Consider the following 21971-nt stretch of genomic DNA (forward strand, 5'->3'; position numbering starts at 1 on the left):
CTTATAAAGAGCAATTCTGATAAAGAATTGCTCTTTTTTATTTGCTTATTTCAATAATGCAAAAAAAAATAAGGAGTTTTACTCCTTATTCTACAATTTCTATATCTACTTGTATCAATCCTTTGTTTTTATTGTCAGTGATTTCCATAAAGGCGCGTTTAGAGAGGTCGAGCTCTCTCCCTTTGGTAAAGGGACCTCTATCAGTAACAGTAACAACTACTGATTTGCCATTTATGCGATTAGTAACCTTTAGTTGAGTACCAAAAGGCAACGAGGGGTGTGCCGTGGTGAGCTTACTATTGCTAAATACAGCCCCACTAGCAGTTTTTCTTCCGTTGAACTTATCGTGATAATAGGTAGCTGTTACATTGGTCTTATATACGCCTGTTTTTATATTCGCAGTCTTTTTTGCAACTGCTTTTTCCCCGTGAGGATATCTATGGCTATCTACAGTGCTACAAGCCTGTAAAGCTAATAGTCCTATAAGGCATATTGCTATTTTCAAAAAGTTACTCTTCATATATTTTTTTAGTTTATGTTTCTTTTCTAAAAGTAAACGATGCTTTACTATTGCAAAGCATCGTTTTTATATTACTTAAATGCTTTATAAGTTACCTACTTTTAGTACCCAAATGTTAGAGTTTTTAAATTCAGGACGTTTCAACAAGTTGAGCAATGTTTCACCTGCTTCTCCGCGCGATTCATAAGCTCTATCAATATAGATATAGTGCATACCATTTTCTTTATTCTTAAATGTGAATACTTTGATACCTAAATTCTCTATATCCCGTCTCATTTGGTAAGCTCCTTTAGGATTTTGGAATACCCCTGCAATCACATAATAGCCTTGTGATATACCCTCTATTTTTGGGTCTTCTACCACTCTTATGCGCTTGTCTAATTCTTCTTGAACAGTAGGTGTTTTAGTTGTTGTTTTAGGAGTTTCTACCGTAGGTGTTTTCGTTTCTGTTACCGTAGGAGTTACTACCTTAGGCGTTGGAGGTGTTACCACAGTAGGTTCAGGAGGAGTGGTCTTAATTGGTTTCTTAATGTGATGTTTGCCACCAAACTGATAAGAAACTACCACATCATAACTACCACCCAATTCAGCTACATAATTAGCAATGGTTTGTTCGTAGCCAAATCCTACGCTCAAGTGGTTAGTCACGTTGAAGCCTAAGCCACCGAAAGCTCCATATTTTTGGTCATAACCGGCGTAAGCCCAACCTAGAGGAACGTCCAACATCACGTGTCCGCCCATTTGAAAATTATCTTTGGTTCTCTTAGCTTTAGCATATACACTGAAAAAACCATCTTCTAAGAAATCACTGCGAGAATCTAACTCTTTGCGATACATCACGTGAGCGGTGAGCGACTTTTCATTAAAAGGCACTGCCATTTCTCCTGCCGAAAACGAATAGTCTAAGAGGTTCTCCGCGGTAATACCAAAATGCCAGAAGTTAAAGTTTACGTCTACCCCTGGTTGTAAGTTGATGATACTTGTAGGTTTTGCATTCTCTATCAAGGGGTCTTGCACGTTTACGCGCACTTTATTTCTGTCGATACTACTGCGGGCAAACACTACGTTTAACCCTAAGCGCAAAAAGTTATCATCTGATATCTCTACTTGGTGTACGTAGTTCCCTAGTATACCTATATTAGCAAATATACCTGCTGTACGTTGGAAAACCAACCCGTGTGCCATATTGTTGCCATCGTAGTAATCATTCTTTCTACCTGCATCGCCACCCCACTTCTTGCCATAAGAGAGCCCAAAGGTATTGAACTTATCTTCCTTAAAGCCCATCCACTGGTTGCGATGAAAGAAGGTAATTTGCGACTCATTCTTGCTAAATATTGGAAACGCAGGGTTCATTAGGTAGGTGTTGTATTTTACAGCCGTATGTCCAGGCATTTCGTAGGGTAGGTAATTACCATCACTTTGTGCAAATAAAAACTGAACACTAAGCGCCAACACTGTTATCGTTATGTTATGTACTATCTTCATCGTCAATTCTTATTTAAGTATTGTAATGGTTCCTTTCTTATCCACGCTTCTCGTTTCGCCGTTTTCGGTAATCTCACCTTTGAGCGTATAGATATAGATAAGTGCACGCTTGCCAAGGTCATTGAAAGTACGCTCATCAGGCCAATTATTTTGGTAGTTGTTTGTCGAGAGTACTTCTTTACCTTCTTGTGAGTATATCGTTACCTTCACTTTCGGAGTGAGGTATACCGACGGTATTTCCCACTTATCGTTAATGCCATCGCCGTTAGGAGTTACCACATTAGGTACTTCCACCACTTGGTAGATATTCAGTTCAAATGGCAATATGTTCTCGCCTGCTGCCACGCACGACTCCTCTTTCAGTGTATAAGAACCCGACATATCCTCAGAGGTTACCTCCAAAGTTGTGCCGTATTTCACCGTGCCGTCGTCTTTTGTCCAGCTGAATTTATTACCTCCTTCGGCAACTAATCTATCTCCTATACGCACGTCGAACTTGCGCTCTCGTGCTGTACTGGTTTGGTATACTTGTTTCACAGGAGCGGTGCCTTGACTGTCGCGCATTAAACTCAATTTCAAACCGCCTACTTGGTAGTTCTTCACTTGTATATGAGCGCGTTTAGGGCAACCGCCGTTGTTGATTTCTAAATAGTAATCGCCTATTTCGTTCACGCTTGCCGTAGGGTTTTCACTGCCTATGGGAGTGTCGTTAGTGTAATTGGCACTCGTTACTTTCTTCCATACGTATGAAAAACTATCGGCTACTGATGAGTTAGGGTCGAAGCTATCAGCAGCTACGGTAAGACTAATAGTACCTCCTTGACAAAGGTATACTGTTCCTTTCGCACCGTCAGCCGACGATATTTCAAAATCGGGGATAGGAGTAAACGCTACCGGTTTTTCGTCCGAAGTCTTGATAATCGTGCCATAACTAACCCGCACTGAATATTTAGCCGATTCTGAGTTGCCTGCGCGCGACACGACAAACTGCTGTCGGGTTTCACCTGGCACATCGTTGCTGTCTTTTTGCCATTGGAAGTTAAAAAATTGGTAATCTATTTTCTTTACTTCCACCTGTTCTCCACTACTGCTCAGCTGTACAGTTATCTTTTGTACTTCAAGAGTGGTTTGCGTACGGGTTTCACAGTTGGTAGATGCTACCGTTCCTACTCTCACGCCTTTAATATCAGCAATGGTTTCAAAGTAAATAGGGGTAAGCCTGATACTTGTACCACAACTACCGCCATCGGTGATTTTTGCTTCGTATACGTCAGCCGATACAGGCGTATCAGTAACCGTGTATTCCACACCCGTAGCGCCTGCTATTACAGTGCCGTTTTTCTTCCATTCCACAGTAGGGTTGGTCATATTGTGCGATATTTTCAATACCGTAGTTTTTGCAGGGTAGTAAATCTCCCGAGTGTTCATATCTTCCGCCCAACGTGCTGTGATAACGGTACGCTTTGCCACTACCGAGTTAGATGTAGCAGGGCAACCTCCGCCCGTACCGCCTATGGTAGCGTAATACACTCCTGTGGTAGTTACCCCATATTCGGTCATTCCTACCCCTTGTGCTATTTGCACGCGGTCTTTAAACCAAGTGTAAGTAGCCGTAGGGTCGGCACCAGTGGTAACCGTGAGTGTATACACCTCTCCACAAAAATCCACATTGTCTACACTGTTGTTAATGCGCAACGCATTGCTGTCCTGCAACTGGATATCTAATACATTCGATTCAGGAATGGCAGGAAACCCCGAAGCCGTTATTTTCAAGCGGTATTTGCCGTTTTGGGTAGCGCTGTTAAGAGTGATTTCTTGCGTGGTGTTGATATCCGTAAAGGCACCACCCGTTTCTCTTTGCCATTGGAAAGTGAAAAACGAATAGTCGCTCGGGTCTATCGCAAGCTCAGTAGCACCCGATAAGGCTGTGATTTTGTCTACCGTGAGGTCTATGCTGTTCGTCTCGCAGGGCTGATAAGAAGTTTTAGGCTTGATGCTCACCTTGAAGCTATCAGGGGCTTTAAGTTCGTACTCCTCAGTTTCTACCGTCGAGGCACAACTGCCCGTTTGGATTACTTGGGCTTTGTATTTGCCTGCGCTGGTGGCTACATAAGTATTAGCAGTTTGCCCCGGTACTTCCACCCCGTCCTTAAACCATTTGTACGAAGGATTTTGGGCAGTGGTGTTTACGCTGAGGGTACGCTGTTTGTTGGGCAACAATACATTACCTCCCGTGGTAGTAATATTAGCTTTAATAGCATCTTTATGTTTTATTTCTATTTCATTGGAGCGCACATCGCAGGCACTACCGTTGCCTATCTGCACGCGGTATTTACCCGGAAGATTATTGGGGGGCGACACCACATAGGTAGCCACCCCGTTAGTTTCGCCCAACTTAGTATTGTCGCGATACCACGTATAGGTCTCATTGCCCGCAGGGGTAGCAGTAAGGGTAAAGCTCTCTGAACTACATATCTCAGTAGCCGAACTACTCAATACTAACGACTGTCCACCGCCTGCAACTTTTACAGTGATGTTGTTGGACTTTGAATAATTTCGGTCAAAGCAGTTATCGCCGTAATCGATAGCTACTATATATGTTCCTTCTTCAGTTACAGTAAGTTTAGGACCTGTTTGATTAGGTATTTTAATTCCCCAAGAACTACCGTGGTAAGAAGGGTCAAAAGGTTTTCTATACCAAACATACTTGTAGTCAGAAATATTGGTACTTCCAACACTAGTAAAAATTTGTGCTACTGATATTTCTAATGACTGTCCAGGACAAAGATTTATATTACCTGAAGGAGTAGTTTTTAAAGCTTGTGCTACATTCATATAAGAACCTTCAAATTCCTGATTAGGACTACTACCAATAGTAGCTATTATTTCGCTCGCAGGGTTGGTTGAACGTACGCGAATCCGGTATTTTTTACCCTTTAAAGTCTTAGGGAAAGTTACATAGGCTTCAAAGGTCTGGGCTGTATTTAATGTCTTTCCAGGCCAAAATTTTTCATTCTGAGTTTGTAGTACAGTTGGGTTATTGAAACTTCCATTAGCATCGGAAAGTTCAAATATATATTTATTATCAGCATTTGGAAGAGGGGGTGACCAACGTACACTAATTCTAAATCCTGAATCATCTTTTGGATTGTTTGGCTGAAGTTTCCCATTGTTAGTGGCACTTGCACAAACAAAAGAAAAATTTGTTTTTGCAGAAACTAGTTTATTATCTTGTCCTTGCACTCCTTCTATACCAAGCAAGTATAAGAGCAGAAAAACACTTATGTATTTAAAAAAATTGCTTACTTTCATTTTAAAATACGAATTAAAACATTGCTAAAAATACTATAAATCATACCCACTGGGTACTATACACGGTGCAAAGATACGAAAAAGAAATGTCTACACAAAATTAATTGTCCATTTTTTTTACACTCTCCTGTTACCTTTACTCAATGTCCTTACCTGCTTTCTGTTATAACTCGCTGAAAATTATACACTTTCTACTATATAATCCTACTTCACATTCCTTATGCTATTGCGCTACTCCTGTAAAACTTTAAGCATCAATTAAGAATCTTTTAAGAATGTTTAACGCAAAGCTTACGCAGCTAAAACCTAAAAGGTAAAGCCACAACCGATATAATCCCCGTCACTACCTTCCCCCTTTCCGTCACTATTTCCGTCACTACATTCCCCCTCTCCTTGGGAGAAGTCTCCGAATAGGAGAGTATGTGATTGGGGTGAGGATTCCTTTTCTTTCGCCTCGAAACTCCGTTTTTACCGTTTTTTGCATTGTTGTATTACAGTATGAATCAATTATTTATATACCCTTTCTATACCAATCGTCCAAGATTCGTATAAGCTTCCTATAAGCTCTCTATAAGCTAACCCTACTCTTCTTACACCCTTTTTTCACCAAAAACGCCCTTAACCTTCTTCTGAAAATCTCCGTTTCCTTCCGAATTCTCCAATCCCTCCTCTAACCTGTCCGACCCGTCCATTCCCCTTGGTGGTATTATCAGTATTTTTGGCATTTTTGGTATTTACCCCATTCTCTAATTTGCTAATTTCCTCATTTCCTCATTTCCTCATTTACTAATCATTCTTCATTCGCAATTATTTATTATCTTTGCCCCCGTATGAAAATCCTGATTATAGAAGACGAAAAAGAACTCCGCCTCACCCTGCGACAGTTCCTCGAACAAGAACACTTTTTGGTGGAAACAGCGAAAGACTACCCTTCGGGGCTATCTAAACTTGCCGACTACGACTACGATTGCATTCTTTTGGACATTATGTTGCCCAACGGTAGCGGTATGCAATTGCTCGACGAGCTTAGGGCGATGAAAAAGAACCATTCGGTGCTTATCATCTCAGCGAAAGACTCGGTAGAGGACAAGGTGCTCGGACTCGAAAAGGGCGCTGACGATTATCTTGCAAAACCTTTTCACCTCGCCGAACTCTTGGCTCGCGTCAAATCAATTATACGGCGCAAAAACCAGCAAGGTGAGGAAGTGATTACCCTCAAAAACGTACAGCTCTTCCCCGAAACCCGTACCGTGAAGGTAGGCGATACAACCCTTACTCTCAACCGAAAGGAATACGACCTCTTGTATTACTTTATCATTCGTCCTGAACGATTGGTAGAGAAAACCACCCTTGCCGAAGCTGTCTGGGGAGATTATATCGACCAAGTCGATAGCCTCGATTTTATCTATTCGCAAATAAAGAATCTCCGCAAAAAACTCAAAACTGCCGAAGCCGAAATAGACCTCCAAGCCGTTTATGGCATTGGTTATAAATTGGTATAACTATGAAAATATCACTGAAAAACTACACCTTGCGCTACCTCACGCTCACCTTTTTGCTCATCTTGGCGGTGTGGGCGGCGGTGTTCTACGCTTATATTTTAGACGAGGTGTACGACAATATCGATGACGGACTGAAAGACAAGAAGACGCTCATTATCCAAAATATCCTTCGCCACCCCGAACTGTTAAAGATAAATGAATTTGGTATCGAGGACTTTAGAGTGTACCCTTCGCAAGAAGATTTCTCCGACCACAATATCCTTAGTAATGCCTTTTTCTATATGCCTTTTGATGATGAAGATGAGCCATACAGGGTACTCAAAACCAGCTTCTACGACCGTGATATGAACCCTTATACGCTTGAAATACGCACCTCTACGGTAGAAAAAGACGATTTGCTGTTCAATTTAGCCATTGCGTTGGGGGTATTGTATGTGGTATTGGTACTCTCAATGTATCTTGTCAATCTGTTAGTTATCAACAAAATATGGAAGCCTTTTAAGGGGATACTCACAGCTATTCGCCAATATGAAGTAGGGAATAAAACCAAACTACAGCCCATCGTTACCGATGTAATTGAGTTCAACGTGTTGCACGACAATATCCAGCAAATGTGGCAACGCAACGAAGTGGTATTTGAAGAACAGAAAGTGTTTATTGAGAACGCTTCACACGAATTGCAAACACCCTTAGCTATTACCCTCAACAAATTAGAACTATTAACCGATGACCCTTCACTGACCGAAAAGCAATTAGTTCAGCTCAGCGAAGTCAAGCAGTCGCTAATGCGAATGACTCACTTAAACAAGTCGCTACTGATGCTCACCCGCATAGAAAATCACCAATACAAGCAAGCCGAGAGCATATCGTTTCAAGCGCTCACAGCAACTATTATAGAAGATCTCAGTGATTTAATAGCTTTTAAAGAATTGAAAATTACGGTGAAAGAAGATAGTGATTTTCAAGTGGAAATGAATAAGGATTTAGCAACGGTACTCGTGTCGAACTTATTGCGCAATGCCATTAAATACACCGAAAAAGGAAGGGAGATACAAGTCCGTTTAGAAGAAAACTGTTTTCAAGTGAAAAATACTGCCAAAGACGGAATACGCTTACACCCCAACAAGATTTTCCAGCGCTTCCACAAAGGGCAACAGGACGCTACTTCCACTGGCTTAGGCTTAGCTATTGTAAAGTCTATCGCCGATAGTTATCAATTGCAGGTGAAGTATAGTTTTGAAGAGGAAATGCACTGTTTTACTTTAAAGAAGAAATAGGAAACAAAGGCTGTCCGAAAAACTATAACAGCATAAACTTTTCGGACAGCCTTTAATCATTAACCACTAATCATTAATCATTAATAAGATAGGACAGTGGTCGCTGTGTTTAGCCTCGGGGAGAATAAGTGCACGCTCCATACGCTTTTCTAAGGGTGTAGATACCAAGTGATAATCGATGCGCCAGCCCTTGTTGTTGTTGCGAGCATTTGCGCGATAGCTCCACCACGAGTACTGATGTGCTTCTTTGTGGAAATAGCGAAAACTATCAATAAAACCACTCTTCATAAACTTATCCAACCATTCGCGCTCTATCGGAAGAAAGCCCGATACATTGGCATTTCGTATGGGGTCGTGAATGTCTATCGCCTCGTGACAGATGTTATAGTCACCACAAATAACGAGGTTGGGTATCTTCTCTTTCAGTTTGTCTATGTACTTTTTAAAGTCAGCCATAAAAGTCAGTTTGAAGTCAAGGCGCTCAGGGTTTGTACCTGAGGGTAAGTACAGACTCATTACTGAAAGCGTCTCAAAATCGGCGCGAAGCACCCGTCCTTCCTTGTCCATATAGTCGATACCCGTACCTACTTCCACGTGCTTAGGTTCTATTTTAGAGAGTATCGCTACGCCACTATAACCTTTCTTCTCTGCACTGTGGTAATACTGATATTTATAGCCCAATTCCGAAAAAACTTCCGTGGGGATTTGGTCTTCTGTAGCTTTAATCTCTTGTAAGCACAACACATCGGGGTTAGCACTTTTCAGCCAGTCGGCAAAGCCTTTCGTAATCGCTGCCCTAATGCCATTTACGTTATAACTGATAATTTTCATTAGTAGCCCGTTCCTTTTTCTCCTTTTAAGATAGCAATACCGTTCGATGTGCCAATGCGTTGTACCCCTAAGTTCACGTACTGCATAGCTGTTTCGTAGTCACGTATACCTCCTGAGGCTTTTATTTTTGCCTTGTCTTGCACACATTCTTTCATTAGTTTCACATCAGCAAGGGTAGCCCCTCCTGAGCCAAATCCTGTAGAGGTCTTTACAAAGTCCGCTTTAGCATCAAGAGCCATACGGCAAGCCAAGCGTTTTTCTTCGTCAGTGAGGTAGCAAGTTTCGAGGATTACTTTTAGCACTCTATTCTCACCTACACAGCGTTTCAGTGATATAATTTCGTCTAACACTTTGTTCACTTCACCAGATTTTAACAAGCCTACGTTTAGCACCATATCAATCTCGTCGGCACCATCGGAGAGAGCTTCACCCGTCTCAAAGTATTTTGCTTTAGCCGACATTGCTCCTAAGGGAAAGCCTACCACGCTACACACCTTGATATCAGTGCCTGCTAAAAATTTCTTAGCTGTTGTTACATAACAGCTATTCACACATACCGAATAAAAATCGTACTCCACTGCTTCTTTGCAAAGGGTCTCAATATCCGCAATGGTAGCCGTTGCTTTTAGAAGCGTGTGGTCAATTAGTTTGTTTAATTCCATATTGTTTTAGTTAAAAGTTAAAACTGAAAAGAATCCAACCGATTCTTTTCTATTTGTCAATTCTTATTTGTTCTTACACTCGTGTTATTACAACTTTCTTCTTAATAGTTGTAAGTAAAGGGAAGTCTAACGCTCTTACTTCTGTTTGAAATCTTACAATTTCTGCCTGCGTAGCTCTAAATATTTTTGGCAAAGGTAGATATTTTTTTTCTAACAGCAAAGATAGTAAAGCGAATCTAAGGGTTAAAAAGAGTGATTATCTCTCATTTACAATATCGTAGTCGCTTTTGCGTCACATCACTCGTCATTCATCATTCGTCATTTCTTCCCTTTTCCGTCACACTCCCCCCTAGTGCCTATTTCCTAAGACCCCACACCACCCCATTTTCTCATTTCCAAATTTGCTAATTCTCTAATTATTCTTTCTCCTTTTCCGTCACACTCCCCCCTAGTGCCTATGGCCTAAGGCCTATCACCTATTCCTCTTTCTTTCGCCTCGAAACCCTGTTTTTAACATTTTTAGCCTTGTTGTATTATATTATGAATCAACTTTTTACACACCCTTTCTATACCAATCGTCCAAGATTCGTATAAGCTTCCTATAAGCTCTCTATAAGCTACCCCCACCCTCCTAATAGCCTTTTTTCACCAAAAATCCTCCTAACTCACTTTTTATATTTTTCGTTTTCCTCCGATAACCCAGACCAGTCCAATTTGTCCGACAAGTCAGACCCGTCAAAAAACCTTTTTTATCATTACCCATTTGCTAATCTCCAAAATTCCTCATTCTCTAATTTTCTCATTCTCTAATTTTCTCATTCTTATTTATCTATTATAAAATTTGCTCATTAATAAATTAATTCATACCTTTGCACCCTTGATTCGATATTAAAATTATGGCAGAAGAATTATATAACGAACAACAAAATTCAGCTGAATATTCAGCAGACAATATCCAATCCCTTGAAGGAATGGAACACGTGCGTATGCGCCCCTCAATGTACATCGGCGATGTGGGTACGCGCGGGTTACACCACCTTGTATACGAGGTGCTCGATAACTCTATCGACGAAGCGCTCGCAGGCTATTGCGATACTATTTCGGTAACCATTAATGAGGATAATTCTATCACCGTGGAAGACAACGGTCGCGGTATCCCAGTAGATGTCCACAAGAAAGAAGGCGTTTCTGCCCTTCAAGTGGTAATGACTAAAATCGGTGCCGGAGGTAAGTTCGACAAGGGTTCTTATAAAGTATCGGGTGGTTTGCACGGGGTAGGAGTTTCCTGCGTAAATGCCCTTTCCGACCATCTTACTGCTACCGTATACCGCGACGGCAAAATATGGCAACAAGAGTACCAACGCGGGGTAGCGATGTACCCTGTAAAACAAGTGGGCGACACCGATAAACGCGGTACTAAGGTTACTTTCCACCCCGATGAAGTAATTTTTGAACAAACTATTGAATACAAATACGATACTCTCGCAGCCCGTATTCGCGAGCTCGCTTATTTAAATAAAGGAATTACTATCACCCTTACCGACCTTCGCAACAAAGACGAAAAAGGTAACTTTATCACCGAAAAATTCTATTCACAAAACGGACTAAAAGAGTTTGTTAAATTCCTCGATGGCAACCGTATGCCTATCATCGGAAACGTGATAGCTATGGACGGAGAAAAGAACGGTATCCCTGTGGAGGTCGCTATGATTTACAACGATTCATATAACGAGAACCTACACTCTTACGTCAATAATATCAACACTTCCGAAGGAGGTACTCACTTGCAAGGTTTCCGTATGGGGCTCACTCGTACCCTCAAAGCTTATGCCGATAAATCAGGCTTGCTCGAGAAGATGAGCAAAGATAAAAAGAACCCTGTGGAGATTGAAGGTGATGACTTCCGTGAAGGGCTTACCGCTGTCATTTCGGTAAAAGTAGCCGAACCTCAATTCGAAGGACAGACAAAAACCAAACTCGGTAACCGCGAAGTAACCTCAGCCGTATCTCAAGCCGTAGGACAAATGCTCGAAGATTATCTCGAAGAAAACCCTAACGACGCCAAAACCATTGTCGAGAAAGTGATTTTGGCTGCTCAAGCACGTCAAGCAGCACGCAAAGCTCGTGAGATGGTACAACGTAAGAGCGTGATGAGTGGTGGCGGTCTTCCTGGTAAACTCGCCGACTGTTCTGAAGAAGATCCAGCAAAATGCGAACTTTTCCTTGTTGAGGGGGATTCAGCGGGCGGTACGGCTAAACAAGGACGTAACAAAGATGTCCAAGCGATACTACCCCTCAGAGGTAAAATCCTCAACGTCGAAAAAGCAATGCAACACAAGGTTTTCGATAGCGATGAAATTAAGAATATCTATACCGCTTTGGGTGTAACTGTGGGTACTGAGGAAGATGCCAAAGCACTTAATTTGAGCAAGCTCCGTTACCACAAAGTAATTATTATGTGTGATGCCGATGTCGATGGTTCGCACATCACTACTCTTATCCTTACGTTCTTCTTCCGCTATATGCGAGAACTTATAGAGAACGGACACGTGTATATTGCCACACCACCGCTCTATTTAGTAAAAAGCAAAAACAGCAAACGCGAAGAGTACGCTTGGAACGACAAACAACGCGATGCGCTTTCAGCTGAAATGGGCAATGTGAATATCCAGCGTTATAAAGGTTTGGGTGAAATGAACGATCACCAGTTGTGGGATACCACTATGAATCCCGAACACCGCACCCTTCGCCAAGTAACCATCGACAACGCTACTGAAGCCGACCGCGTATTCTCTATGCTGATGGGTGATGAAGTACCACCACGTCGTGAGTTCATCGAGAAAAACGCTAAGTACGCTAAAATTGATGCGTAGTTATAGTATAACAAGCAATAAAAAAGCGCAACACTTGGTTACAAGTGTTGCGCTTTTTTTAACCATTAATCGTTAACTTCTTACCATTGTAGCAAGTTTTTCTCCCGTATATTCATCTATTTGAGTGAGTACTTCGTCTATTACCGAAGACTCTTTGCCATCTTCGCTCCACAAGCCTCCTTTGAAGTAGAGTTTTTCATCTTTAAACTCAGCAAAAGCTCCAATAGGCGCGGTACAGCCACCTTCTAAAGCGCGAAGAAAATCGCGTTCTAATTGAGTAGCTATATAAGTATAATCGTCGTGGAGAGAGAGTAGTTTTTTCTGCAAGGCTACGTTATCCTCACGCACCACCACTACGATAGCTCCTTGCGCAGGTGCAGGTAGCATCCAATCCAGCACCAAGTGTTTTTCAGGTAATTTATTAATGCGTTCCAAGCCCGCAGCAGCAAAGATAGCCCCATTCCAAGGGTTATCGGTGAGCTTTTGCAAGCGGGTATTTACATTTCCTCTCAAATTCTCTATATTATGATGCGGGTAGCGGTGTAACCATTGCGCCTTGCGTCGCAAACTGCTGGTGGCTATAGTTGCTATTTCAGCCTCCAAAAACGAAAGGTCACCCTTGTACACTAATACATCGTGAGGATTCCCGCGCTTGAGCACTGCCCCTACGACGATTCCTTCAGGTAAAGCCGTGGGTACGTCCTTCATACTATGTACGGCAATATCTATTTCGCTATTGAGCAAGGCAATATCCAGCGCTTTGGTAAAGATACCGGTAACCCCCATTTCGTAGAGTGGTTTGCTTAGCTCTATATCTCCGTGAGATTTAGTGCTTACTATCTCAGTGGGATAGCCTAAGGTTTTTAATTGGTTTTGTACCGTTTTAGCTTGCCAGAGAGCCAACTCACTATCGCGTGTACCTATGCGTATGGTATTCATTGTATTGAATTTAGAGCGACAAAAGTACAAAATAATTATCAATTAGCAATTGAGAATTGATAAATTTGCTAATTACCAAATTATTTGTATCTTTGCCCAAAACAAGACAATATTAATATGCTAAAATTACATATTACAAACGAAACTGATCAATTAGAAACTGTGATTTTAGGCACAGCTACTAGCAATGGTCCTACGCCAAAGCTCGAAGAAGCCTACGACCCTAAATCGGCGGAGCATATCAAAGCGGGTACTTACCCCATAGAAAAGGATATGGTTGCCGAAATGGACGCTTTTTGTGCAGTGCTCCAAAAATACGGTGTAACCGTTTATCGCCCTGAAATCATTACTGACTGCAACCAGATATTCACTCGCGATATCGGTTTTGTGATTGAAGATACTTTTATCAAAGCTAATATACTACCCGATAGACAAGAAGAATTTCAGGCTATTGAGTACATCGTAAACCAAATAGACCCTAAAAAAGTGATAACCCCTCCTGCTGATGTTCATATTGAAGGGGGCGATGTAATGCCCTGGAACGATCATATTTTCATCGGGACTTATAAAGGGGAAGATTATAAACAGCAAATCACAGCTCGTACTAATGTAGCAGGGGTGGCTTTTATCCAAAAGCTCTTTCCTCAGAAAAAGGTAAAGGAGTTTGATTTGGTGAAATCACAAACTGAGGCGCGCGATAATGCCCTCCACCTCGACTGTTGCTTCCAACCGATTGGTAAAGACAAAGGAATTATCTACAAAGGCGGTTTCCGCTTTGAAGCTGATTATCAGTATTTGGTAGACCTCTTTGGCAAAGACAATCTCTTTCATATAGAGCGAGAGGAAATGTACCATATGTTTAGCAACATCTTTTCTATCAGCCCAGAGGTGGTGGTTTCTGAAAAGAATTTTACACGCTTGAATAACTGGTTGCGCTCACAAGGTTTTACCGTAGAGGAAATTCCGTATGCCGAGATTGCCAAACAAGAGGGATTGCTAAGGTGCTCTACTTTGCCTCTCAGTCGCTGTGGCAATTAACAAATAGACAAAATGATAAAAAGGCTAATTATTTAGATTGTTTACATATTTTATTTTTTTAGAATAAAAGTTCGTCGTATCTTATGTGATTTACGGCGAACTTATTATTTTTGCGCTTGCGAAACACAACTACTGATAGTATTAATTACTAAAAAACTATGTCACAACCTACTATATCTAAGAACAAAACCTTTTACTGCATTGGGCTCAGCTACCAGAAAGCTGATGCAACGATGCGTGGAATGTTTAGTCTTACCCCTGAAAACAAAAACCAATTGCTCTCCCAAGCTAAAAGTGAAGGCTTTGAGGAGCTGTTGGTGATTTCTACTTGTAATCGTACGGAGCTCTATGGTTATGCCGAACACCCTTTTCAGCTGATACAACTGCTCTGTGAAAATTCTAATGGGTCGGTAGATGATTTTCAGAAAGTGGGTTACGTAACAAAGAACAAAGAGGCTGCGCATCATCTTTTTGAAGTAGGGACAGGTTTAGATAGCCAGATTCTTGGGGACTTTGAGATTATAGGGCAGATAAAACAAGCCTTTAATCTCTCACGCGACAAAGGTCTTGCCAAAGCCTTTTTGGAGCGATTGATGAATTCTGTTATTAACGCCAGCAAGCGTATCAAGAACGAGACGGCGCTTTCTTCAGGGGCAGCCTCAGTATCGTTTACGGCGGTGCAGTATATTATGCAGAATATACCTGAGGTGTCGCAAAAGAATATTCTTCTATTTGGTGTAGGCAAGATAGGTCGCAATACGTGCGAGAACCTCATCAAGCACACTCAGAACGAACATATTACTCTTATCAATCGCACGCGCGAGAAAGCAGAACAAATAGCGGGTAAGTTTAATGTAATAGTTAAAGATTTTAACGAGTTACGAAATGAAATTAGCAAAGCTGATGTACTCATAGTCGCCACAGGGGCTGCTACTCCTACGGTGTATAAAGATTTTATCAATCCGGCTCAACCGATACTCATTTTAGACCTTTCTATTCCTAAGAACGTGGAGGAACAAGTGGCAACACTCCCCAATGTAACCCTTTTGCATATGGACGAGCTTTCTAAGCGCAAAGACGAAGCCTTAGAGCGTAGAAAAGAAGCGATTCCACAGGCTTTGGAGATTGTAGAAGAGGTAAAAGAAGAGTTTTTCCAATGGTTAGACAACCGCAAGTTTGCGCCTACTATCAAAGCGTTAAAAGCGAAGCTTGAAAGCCTTAAAGAAGCTGAAATGGACTTCCAGCGAAAGAAAATTGAAAACTTTAACGAGCAACAAGCTGAAATGATAAGTAACCGAATCATTCAGAAGATAACCACACAATTTGTAAACCACTTGAAAGATACCTCGTCAATAGATGAAAGTATCAGTTGGGTACAAGAGGTGTTTCAGTTAGAAGTATAAGACATCTAATAAGAAAAATAAAAAAGACTGCTAAACAGCAGTCTTTTTTATTTTTTAAGTATTCAGATAAGGATAATCAAAATTTATTTAGAAGACGGATTCGTCGTCAATAAGTTTTAAAACATTTAAGTATTTAGAGGATCTGAGGTATTTTGCATCGTCGTAATAAGCAAAAATCATTGTTTTTTCTTTGATAGTTTCAATGACTTGTTTATATATATTTTCGGGCAATACAGGGCAACCTAAACTTCTGCCCATACGCCCCGTACGAGCTATGTAATTTTCATTGGCGTAATTGGCAGTGTGGATAACTACTGCACGTTTGGCTAAGTTACTATTATAGCCTTTTTCATCGCCGTACAACATTAGGCTAAATCCTTTACTACCGATGTAAGTGGTACCTGTAATGTAAAAGCCTATACTGCTTTTGTTAGATTCCATCGCATCTGAAAAAGAGGAGGACTTTATTTCTCCACTATTTCTACCGTGTGCTACATAGGTGTAATACACTATTTTCATCTTCTCTAAGTCGATGGTATAAAAGCGCTTAGAGCTACTATCTTTTGTAAAATCAATAATAGAAAAGAGGTCTTTTTCGTTTAAGCGGTGTTGCTTTCTGAGAGATTGATAGCCTATATAAGCGTAGCGAAAAGCTTCGAAGCTAAGGTCGTATTGGGCGGCGTTTAGCTCGTTATACAAATCTTTAATGTTAAGTTCGACTTTTTTTAAGGCTAATAGTTTTTCTTTGCTAAGATGGGAGTTTTGGGCGTGTACGAAATACAAAAAACTGCTTAATACAAAAATAAGGAATAAGAAAAAATACTTTTTGTTCATAGTGTTGTTGTTCGAAACATTTTTTAATTGTTAAATAAGAATTCATTGCGGGTGCAAAGGTAGTATATTTTTTTTACGTTGTATCAGAAAGGTGACACTTTAACATTTATTTAACACTTTTAAATAATTCCCACAATGCCCATAAGAAGTAGCGTAATAGCCTTTGTGACGGTTGATAGCAGTATTTTTCAGCCACACCATAACGCAATAATTGTACCAATTTGATGTTGATAATGCCAAAAATTAGAAAATGAGGAAATAAGAAAATTTGGAAATAAGAAAATTTGGAAATAAGAAAATTTGGAAATGAGAAAATAGGGATTGTTAGTTTATTCAACTTTGGCAAAGTTTTAAACTTTGCAAAAGTTTGAGATAAAAAAGCGATGTATTGGGGTGGTTAGGAGGAGACGAAAGATATCGGAGGGGAACGGAAGAGAGCTGAGAAGAATTTTGGTGAAAAAAGGGTGTAAGGAGGGTGGGGGTAGCTTATAGAGAGCTTATAGGAAGCTTATACGAATCTTGGACGATTGGTATAGAAAGGGTATGTAAAAAGTTGATTCATAATATCATACAACAACGCTAAAAATGTTAAAAAAGGGGTTTCGAGGCGAAAGAAAGGGAATCCTCACCCCGTCCCTCTCCCAAGGAGAGGGGGGTGTGTAGTGAGGGAAAAGGAGAGAAATGACGAATGACGAGTGACGAATGACGAAGGCACGATGAAGATAAAGCGGGGGTAAGATGAAGGAGAAAAGAAGCTATTTTAGTGTGTTTGGGTATTTTTTCAGTATATCTTTTTTTGCTTTTCAATTTTATTTGTATCTTTGCACGCTAAGTCAGCAGTAAAGAACTCATTCTATCAAAAGATTACGAAAAATACTTGTCCGTTTCTTCCTTATAACCCTTGTGTTACTTGGGGTTACGGCTCTGCTTTTGACCTTACCCTCCACCCAAACCTTCATTGCTAAAAAGGTGGTGAACTACCTAAATGAAGATTTTGATATCGACCTGAATATAGAGCGCATACATCTGAAAATCAACGGGGATGTGGATATCAAGCGAGTGCTTATTCGCGACCACAAGCAAGATACGCTTATTTCGGCAAAGAAACTCACGACTTCTATTTTAGACTTTAAACAGCTGTTTGACGGTAATTTGTACTTTGGACACATAAAGGGTGATAGTCTCATTTTCAATATGAAAACCCATAAGGGTGATACTTTGTCTAACTTAGACGTGTTTGTAAACAAATTTGATTCGGGGGAACCCAGCACGGGCAAGTTTGTGATGAAGGCAAAAAGTATCAAGCTAAAAGACAGCTATTGCCGTATTTCGGACGAGAATAACGCCAACCCTTCTATCTTGAAAGTAGACCATCTGAACACTAAGTTAAACGACTTTAAAATCTTGGGTAGCAAAGTGTTTTTTGAGATGCAAGAAGGGAGCTTCCGCTTTGATGACAAACTGAATATTACCCACCTAAATACACAGTTCAGCTATACCGATAGCTTGATGCAAGCCAAGGATTTGCGACTGCAAACGGCATTGACGGACATTCAGGGTACTATAACGATGTTCTCTCACAACGGTAGTTTTGGCGATTTTGTGAACAAGGTAGTCTTTGACGTTAATCTGCCCAAAGCTACGGTAAGCACTACCGATTTGAACGCTTTTTACAATGGTTTTAACGGAGGTAGAAACATTGTGTTAGAGGGCGTAACGATGAAAGGAACGCTGAACAACTTCACTATTCCGCAGGGAAAAATATCTTATCAGAACACGCTTATAGAGGGAGATTTAACTTTCCAAAACCTACTAGCAGAACACGCTAATATAGCCGTGATAGGCAAAGGTGTATATGCCGAGAGCATTTATAACGATTTGGCTTACTTAATGCCCAAGGATTTGGGTGAAAATATTCCAGGGGAACTACAAAGGTTAGGAATGTTTTCAGTAGAAGGTGATTTTGCTTACAGAACTACTTCGCTACAAGCCAATGTACTGCTGAAAACCAATGACGGCGAAGCACATATCGATGGCTCTCTGGAAGACCTTACCCATACCGATAAAACGGCTTTTAGAGGTACGCTCACTACGAATCAGTTTCATTTGGGCAAGATTTTAGACGACCCGACTATGGGCGCACTCACTGCCGATATGACAGTGCGCGGACAAGGATTGAACTTTAAAACTATGCAACTCTACGCCAATGGCACGGTTCATTCGGTGGGTTACAACGGTTATAACTACCAGCGCATAGGTATTAATGGGGAGTTTAGGAATCAGGTGTTTAACGGCAAAATAGACGCAAAAGACCCGAACCTTACGATGAACTTCAACGGGCTTGCTGACCTATCGGGCAGAAACAACAAATTTGACTTTCAAGCGGATATTGCTATTGCCGATTTGCACGCTTTACGCTTTATGGAAATGGACAGCGTATCGCAGTTCTGTGGTAAGGTAGTGATAGATATTTCGGGCAATCAGTTGGACGATATTGTGGGTAAAATATCATTTAAACACACCAATTACATCAATTCAGCAGGAAGTTTTACCTTTAAAGACTTCGAGGTTGTTTCAACCTTGAACAACGGAGTGAAAGAAATCACGATTAATTCGCCTGATATTGTGAGTGGGAATGTAAGAGGAAAGTTCAAGTTAGCTGAGCTAAAAAAGGTAATGCAAAATGCGGTGGGAAGTATCTATGCCCAATACAACCCGTATAAGATAGAGAAAAACCAGTACGTAGACTTCCATTTTGATATTTACAACAAGATAGTAGAAGTGTTTGTGCCCAAAGTGAAGATAGGCAGAAACACTTTCATCAACGGGAATATAGATGCCGATAAAGGGAGTTTTAAGTTCCAAATGAAGTCGCCCAGCGTGAATGCATACGGCACTCAGATAGACAGTATCAGTCTTGAAATTGACAATAAAAACCCGCTGTACAATACTTATTTTGAAGTGAAGAAAGCCGATTTTGGGGTGTATGCCATTCAAGATTTTAACCTAATTAATACCACTATCAAAGATACGCTTTTCTTCCGTACTGAGTTCAAAGGGGGCGATACCGGCAGAGATACTTATGAGCTGAATTTCTACCATACTTTGAACAAGAAACAACAGTCGATTATAGGGATTAAGAAATCACTGATAAACTTCAAAGGCAATGCGTGGTATATCAACCGCGAGAATGCGATGAATGAGTACAACAAGATTGTGCTCAACCGCACTGCCGATACGATTAAGGTGAGCAACTTCAAGATGGCGCACCAAAACCAATATATGAACCTCAGTGGGCTCATCACTACCAAAGATTATAAGAACCTGCACTTAGTTGCCCATAACGTAGCGATGGATAAGATAGTACCCGAAATCAAAGGGCTTAACCTCACGGGAACGCTCAATGGTAATGTGTCGCTCACTCAACGCGGGAACTTATATTACCCTTCGGCAGACCTTTTTATACGCTATTTTAAACTGAATGGCTATGACTATGGCGATTTGGAAGTGAGTATCTTTGGTAACAGTGATTTGTCGTCGTTTGATGTAGGGGCGTTTTTCTCTAACGGGCGGGCTCTTGGCTTTGCTACGAGAGGAAAAATTAACTTAGACAAGAAGCGGGGTACTTTGCTCGACCTTACGGCTTATTTTAGAGACTTTGAGCTCTCGCCTTTTAATCCGTTCTTGGAGGGAGTCTTTTACAACCTTAGAGGCACGATGTCGGGGCAAGTGAAGATAGACGGTAGTGTAACCGACCCACTGATGGACGGCGAACTCACCTTGCACAAAGCAGGTGTGGGGATTACGTACCTGAAACTCAATACCGATATTCAGGAAGGTGCACGGATAAAGATAAATAACAAAACGTTTGATATAGACAACTGGCTACTGACCGATACCGCTTATAAAACACAAGCCAAACTGAATGGTTCGATTAGACATAACAAACTATTAGATTGGTTTTTAGACCTGAGATTGCAAACCCTTGGCAAGCGCTTTATGGTGCTCAACACCCCTTATACTGATGATGCGCTGTTCTATGGGACTGCCTTTATCAAAGGGAATGCGAGCATTAAAGGAGCATTGGACGAAATTGCGATTAAGGTAAATGCGAAGACCGAAGAGGGTACGTCCTTCAAAATACCGCTCAGCGATAGTGAGAGTGTGGGCGATGACTCGTTTATCACTTTTGTAGAGAAGGGCGATAAAAAAGTAAAAATTAACCGAGAATTGGAGTCTATCAAGGGGTTAGAACTGAACTTTGAGCTTGATATCCTTCCTACTGCCGAAGTGGAAATTGTGATGGATAGAAAAACGGGTAGTAACCTTGTGGGGCGTGGAGCAGGTACGCTCCTTATTGAAATTAATACCAACGGCAAGTTCAATATGTGGGGGGACTTTATCACCTATTCGGGCTTTTATAATTTCAAGTACGAAAACATCATCGACAAGCGTTTTACGGTGCTCCCAGGGGGGTCTATTTCTTGGAGTGGCGACCCGCTAAGAGCCACTTTGCGCGACTTGAAAGCGGCGTATAACCTGAGTGCGAACCCAAGTACGCTATTGGAAAGCACCCAGTACAACCGGAAAATCAACACTCAGGTAATCATTAAATTAGAAGGAGAATTGATGCGCCCCGAAACCTTGTTTGACATTACCTTCCCTGATAGTAGTCCGAGTTTGGTATCGGAGCTCAACTACAAGCTTGAAGACCAAGACCGCAAGCAGTTGCAAGCCTTTTCGCTCTTGGCACAGGGTTCGTTTATGAGCGAAAAGAATACCGACAACCGTTTGGTAGCTTACAACCTCTTTGAAACGGCAGCAGGCTTGTTTAACCAATTGCTCTCGGACGAAGACAACAAGCTGAACTTGGGAGTATCGTACGAGGCGGGGATTAACGACGGTTCGTCCGACATCAACAGCGACCGTTTGGGCTTTACTGTCTCTACCCAAATCACCGATTGGGCGAGTGTGAATGCCAAAGTGGGTATCCCTGTGGGAGGAGTGAGCCGTACGGCAGTGGCGGGTAACGTAGAGGTACAATTCCGCTTAAACACCGACGGTAGCCTGACAGCTAAAATATTCAACCGAGAAAACGAATGGCAACAGTATATGCTCGACCGTATAGGGTATGCCCAAGGGGTAGGACTGACCTATTCGGTAGATTTCAATACCTTTAAAGGGTTGATGCAAAAGATATTTAAAAAGGGAGGCAAAGTGATAGAACCCAAGACAGAGAAGTAAAAAATATATATCGCAATAAAACTTTGGAACAATAATTGCTATTAGACA

Annotated in this window: 13 protein-coding genes; 6 read left to right on the forward strand and 7 right to left on the reverse strand. The window is 41.3% G+C overall.

Features of this window, described 5'->3' with window-relative positions; all coding sequences use genetic code 11:
* Nucleotides 1-85 precede the first annotated feature (85 nt).
* The 3 genes from HMPREF1320_RS10300 to HMPREF1320_RS10310 form a co-directional block, all read right to left on the reverse strand.
* Nucleotides 86-520: a septal ring lytic transglycosylase RlpA family protein gene (locus HMPREF1320_RS10300; RefSeq protein ID WP_009751638.1), complete on the reverse strand. Its 435-nt coding sequence runs from the start codon at nt 518-520 to the stop codon at nt 86-88.
* Between the two features lie 84 nt (nt 521-604).
* A complete protein-coding gene (locus tag HMPREF1320_RS10305; RefSeq protein WP_034554561.1) occupies nt 605-2008 on the reverse strand; it encodes a PorP/SprF family type IX secretion system membrane protein in 1404 nt (467 codons plus the stop codon).
* A gap of 9 nt (nt 2009-2017) precedes the next feature.
* A complete protein-coding gene (locus tag HMPREF1320_RS10310) occupies nt 2018-5320 on the reverse strand; it encodes a gliding motility-associated C-terminal domain-containing protein (protein ID WP_034554563.1) in 3303 nt (1100 codons plus the stop codon).
* A gap of 830 nt (nt 5321-6150) precedes the next feature.
* Here HMPREF1320_RS10310 and HMPREF1320_RS10315 point away from each other — a divergent pair.
* Together HMPREF1320_RS10315 and HMPREF1320_RS10320 are read left to right on the forward strand one after the other, a co-directional pair.
* The gene (locus HMPREF1320_RS10315; protein ID WP_009418635.1) at nt 6151-6822 is read left to right on the forward strand and encodes a response regulator transcription factor; all 672 of its coding nucleotides are present in this window, start codon (nt 6151-6153) and stop codon (nt 6820-6822) included.
* Between the two features lie 2 nt (nt 6823-6824).
* Nucleotides 6825-8099 carry a sensor histidine kinase gene (locus HMPREF1320_RS10320; RefSeq protein ID WP_009751658.1) on the forward strand — a complete coding sequence of 425 codons (1275 nt, stop codon included), beginning with the start codon at nt 6825-6827 and terminating at the stop codon, nt 8097-8099.
* Between the two features lie 66 nt (nt 8100-8165).
* On the opposite strand, the gene HMPREF1320_RS10325 is transcribed toward HMPREF1320_RS10320, so the two are convergent.
* Nucleotides 8166-8930 carry an exodeoxyribonuclease III gene (locus HMPREF1320_RS10325; RefSeq protein ID WP_009751618.1) on the reverse strand — a complete coding sequence of 255 codons (765 nt, stop codon included), beginning with the start codon at nt 8928-8930 and terminating at the stop codon, nt 8166-8168.
* On the reverse strand, nt 8930-9592 hold the full coding sequence (gene deoC, locus HMPREF1320_RS10330) for a deoxyribose-phosphate aldolase (RefSeq protein ID WP_009411866.1): 663 nt from the start codon (nt 9590-9592) through the stop codon (nt 8930-8932). The genes HMPREF1320_RS10325 and deoC overlap by 1 nt, the downstream gene beginning before the upstream one ends.
* Nucleotides 9593-10488: 896 nt before the next feature.
* Here deoC and gyrB point away from each other — a divergent pair.
* Nucleotides 10489-12465, forward strand: a complete 1977-nt coding sequence (gene gyrB, locus HMPREF1320_RS10340; RefSeq protein ID WP_009751652.1) for a DNA topoisomerase (ATP-hydrolyzing) subunit B — start codon at nt 10489-10491, stop codon at nt 12463-12465.
* A gap of 72 nt (nt 12466-12537) precedes the next feature.
* Here gyrB and hemC read toward each other — a convergent pair whose 3' ends face one another.
* Nucleotides 12538-13404, reverse strand: a complete 867-nt coding sequence (gene hemC / locus HMPREF1320_RS10345; protein WP_009418653.1) for a hydroxymethylbilane synthase — start codon at nt 13402-13404, stop codon at nt 12538-12540.
* A gap of 117 nt (nt 13405-13521) precedes the next feature.
* On the opposite strand from hemC, the gene HMPREF1320_RS10350 reads away from it, so the two are divergent.
* Complete coding sequence (locus HMPREF1320_RS10350) at nt 13522-14442, forward strand: dimethylarginine dimethylaminohydrolase family protein (protein ID WP_034554574.1); 921 nt, start codon at nt 13522-13524, stop codon at nt 14440-14442.
* A gap of 158 nt (nt 14443-14600) precedes the next feature.
* Nucleotides 14601-15845: a glutamyl-tRNA reductase gene (hemA, locus tag HMPREF1320_RS10355; protein ID WP_009418649.1), complete on the forward strand. Its 1245-nt coding sequence runs from the start codon at nt 14601-14603 to the stop codon at nt 15843-15845.
* Nucleotides 15846-15932: 87 nt separating this feature from the next.
* On the opposite strand, the gene HMPREF1320_RS10360 is transcribed toward hemA, so the two are convergent.
* Nucleotides 15933-16679 (reverse strand): murein L,D-transpeptidase catalytic domain family protein, encoded by a 747-nt coding sequence (locus tag HMPREF1320_RS10360; RefSeq protein ID WP_009418636.1) that lies wholly within the window; start codon nt 16677-16679, stop codon nt 15933-15935.
* Between the two features lie 903 nt (nt 16680-17582).
* Here HMPREF1320_RS10360 and HMPREF1320_RS10365 point away from each other — a divergent pair.
* Nucleotides 17583-21923: a translocation/assembly module TamB domain-containing protein gene (locus HMPREF1320_RS10365; RefSeq protein WP_009751654.1), complete on the forward strand. Its 4341-nt coding sequence runs from the start codon at nt 17583-17585 to the stop codon at nt 21921-21923.
* Nucleotides 21924-21971: the final 48 nt, after the last annotated feature.

This window comes from Capnocytophaga sp. oral taxon 335 str. F0486, from assembly GCF_000277665.1.
GTDB classification, from domain to species: Bacteria; Bacteroidota; Bacteroidia; order Flavobacteriales; family Flavobacteriaceae; genus Capnocytophaga; species Capnocytophaga ochracea.

Excerpts from the sequence above, each read along its gene's own strand:
- HMPREF1320_RS10300 (WP_009751638.1), bottom strand. The coding sequence starts at position 520 with ATGAAGAGTAACTTTTTGAAAATAGCAATATGCCTTATAGGACTATTA.
- HMPREF1320_RS10305 (WP_034554561.1), bottom strand. The coding sequence starts at position 2,008 with ATGAAGATAGTACATAACATAACGATAACAGTGTTGGCGCTTAGTGTT.
- HMPREF1320_RS10310 (WP_034554563.1), bottom strand. The coding sequence starts at position 5,320 with ATGAAAGTAAGCAATTTTTTTAAATACATAAGTGTTTTTCTGCTCTTA.
- HMPREF1320_RS10315 (WP_009418635.1), top strand. The coding sequence starts at position 6,151 with ATGAAAATCCTGATTATAGAAGACGAAAAAGAACTCCGCCTCACCCTG.
- HMPREF1320_RS10320 (WP_009751658.1), top strand. The coding sequence starts at position 6,825 with ATGAAAATATCACTGAAAAACTACACCTTGCGCTACCTCACGCTCACC.
- HMPREF1320_RS10325 (WP_009751618.1), bottom strand. The coding sequence starts at position 8,930 with ATGAAAATTATCAGTTATAACGTAAATGGCATTAGGGCAGCGATTACG.
- deoC (WP_009411866.1), bottom strand. The coding sequence starts at position 9,592 with ATGGAATTAAACAAACTAATTGACCACACGCTTCTAAAAGCAACGGCT.
- gyrB (WP_009751652.1), top strand. The coding sequence starts at position 10,489 with ATGGCAGAAGAATTATATAACGAACAACAAAATTCAGCTGAATATTCA.
- hemC (WP_009418653.1), bottom strand. The coding sequence starts at position 13,404 with ATGAATACCATACGCATAGGTACACGCGATAGTGAGTTGGCTCTCTGG.
- HMPREF1320_RS10350 (WP_034554574.1), top strand. The coding sequence starts at position 13,522 with ATGCTAAAATTACATATTACAAACGAAACTGATCAATTAGAAACTGTG.
- hemA (WP_009418649.1), top strand. The coding sequence starts at position 14,601 with ATGTCACAACCTACTATATCTAAGAACAAAACCTTTTACTGCATTGGG.
- HMPREF1320_RS10360 (WP_009418636.1), bottom strand. The coding sequence starts at position 16,679 with ATGAACAAAAAGTATTTTTTCTTATTCCTTATTTTTGTATTAAGCAGT.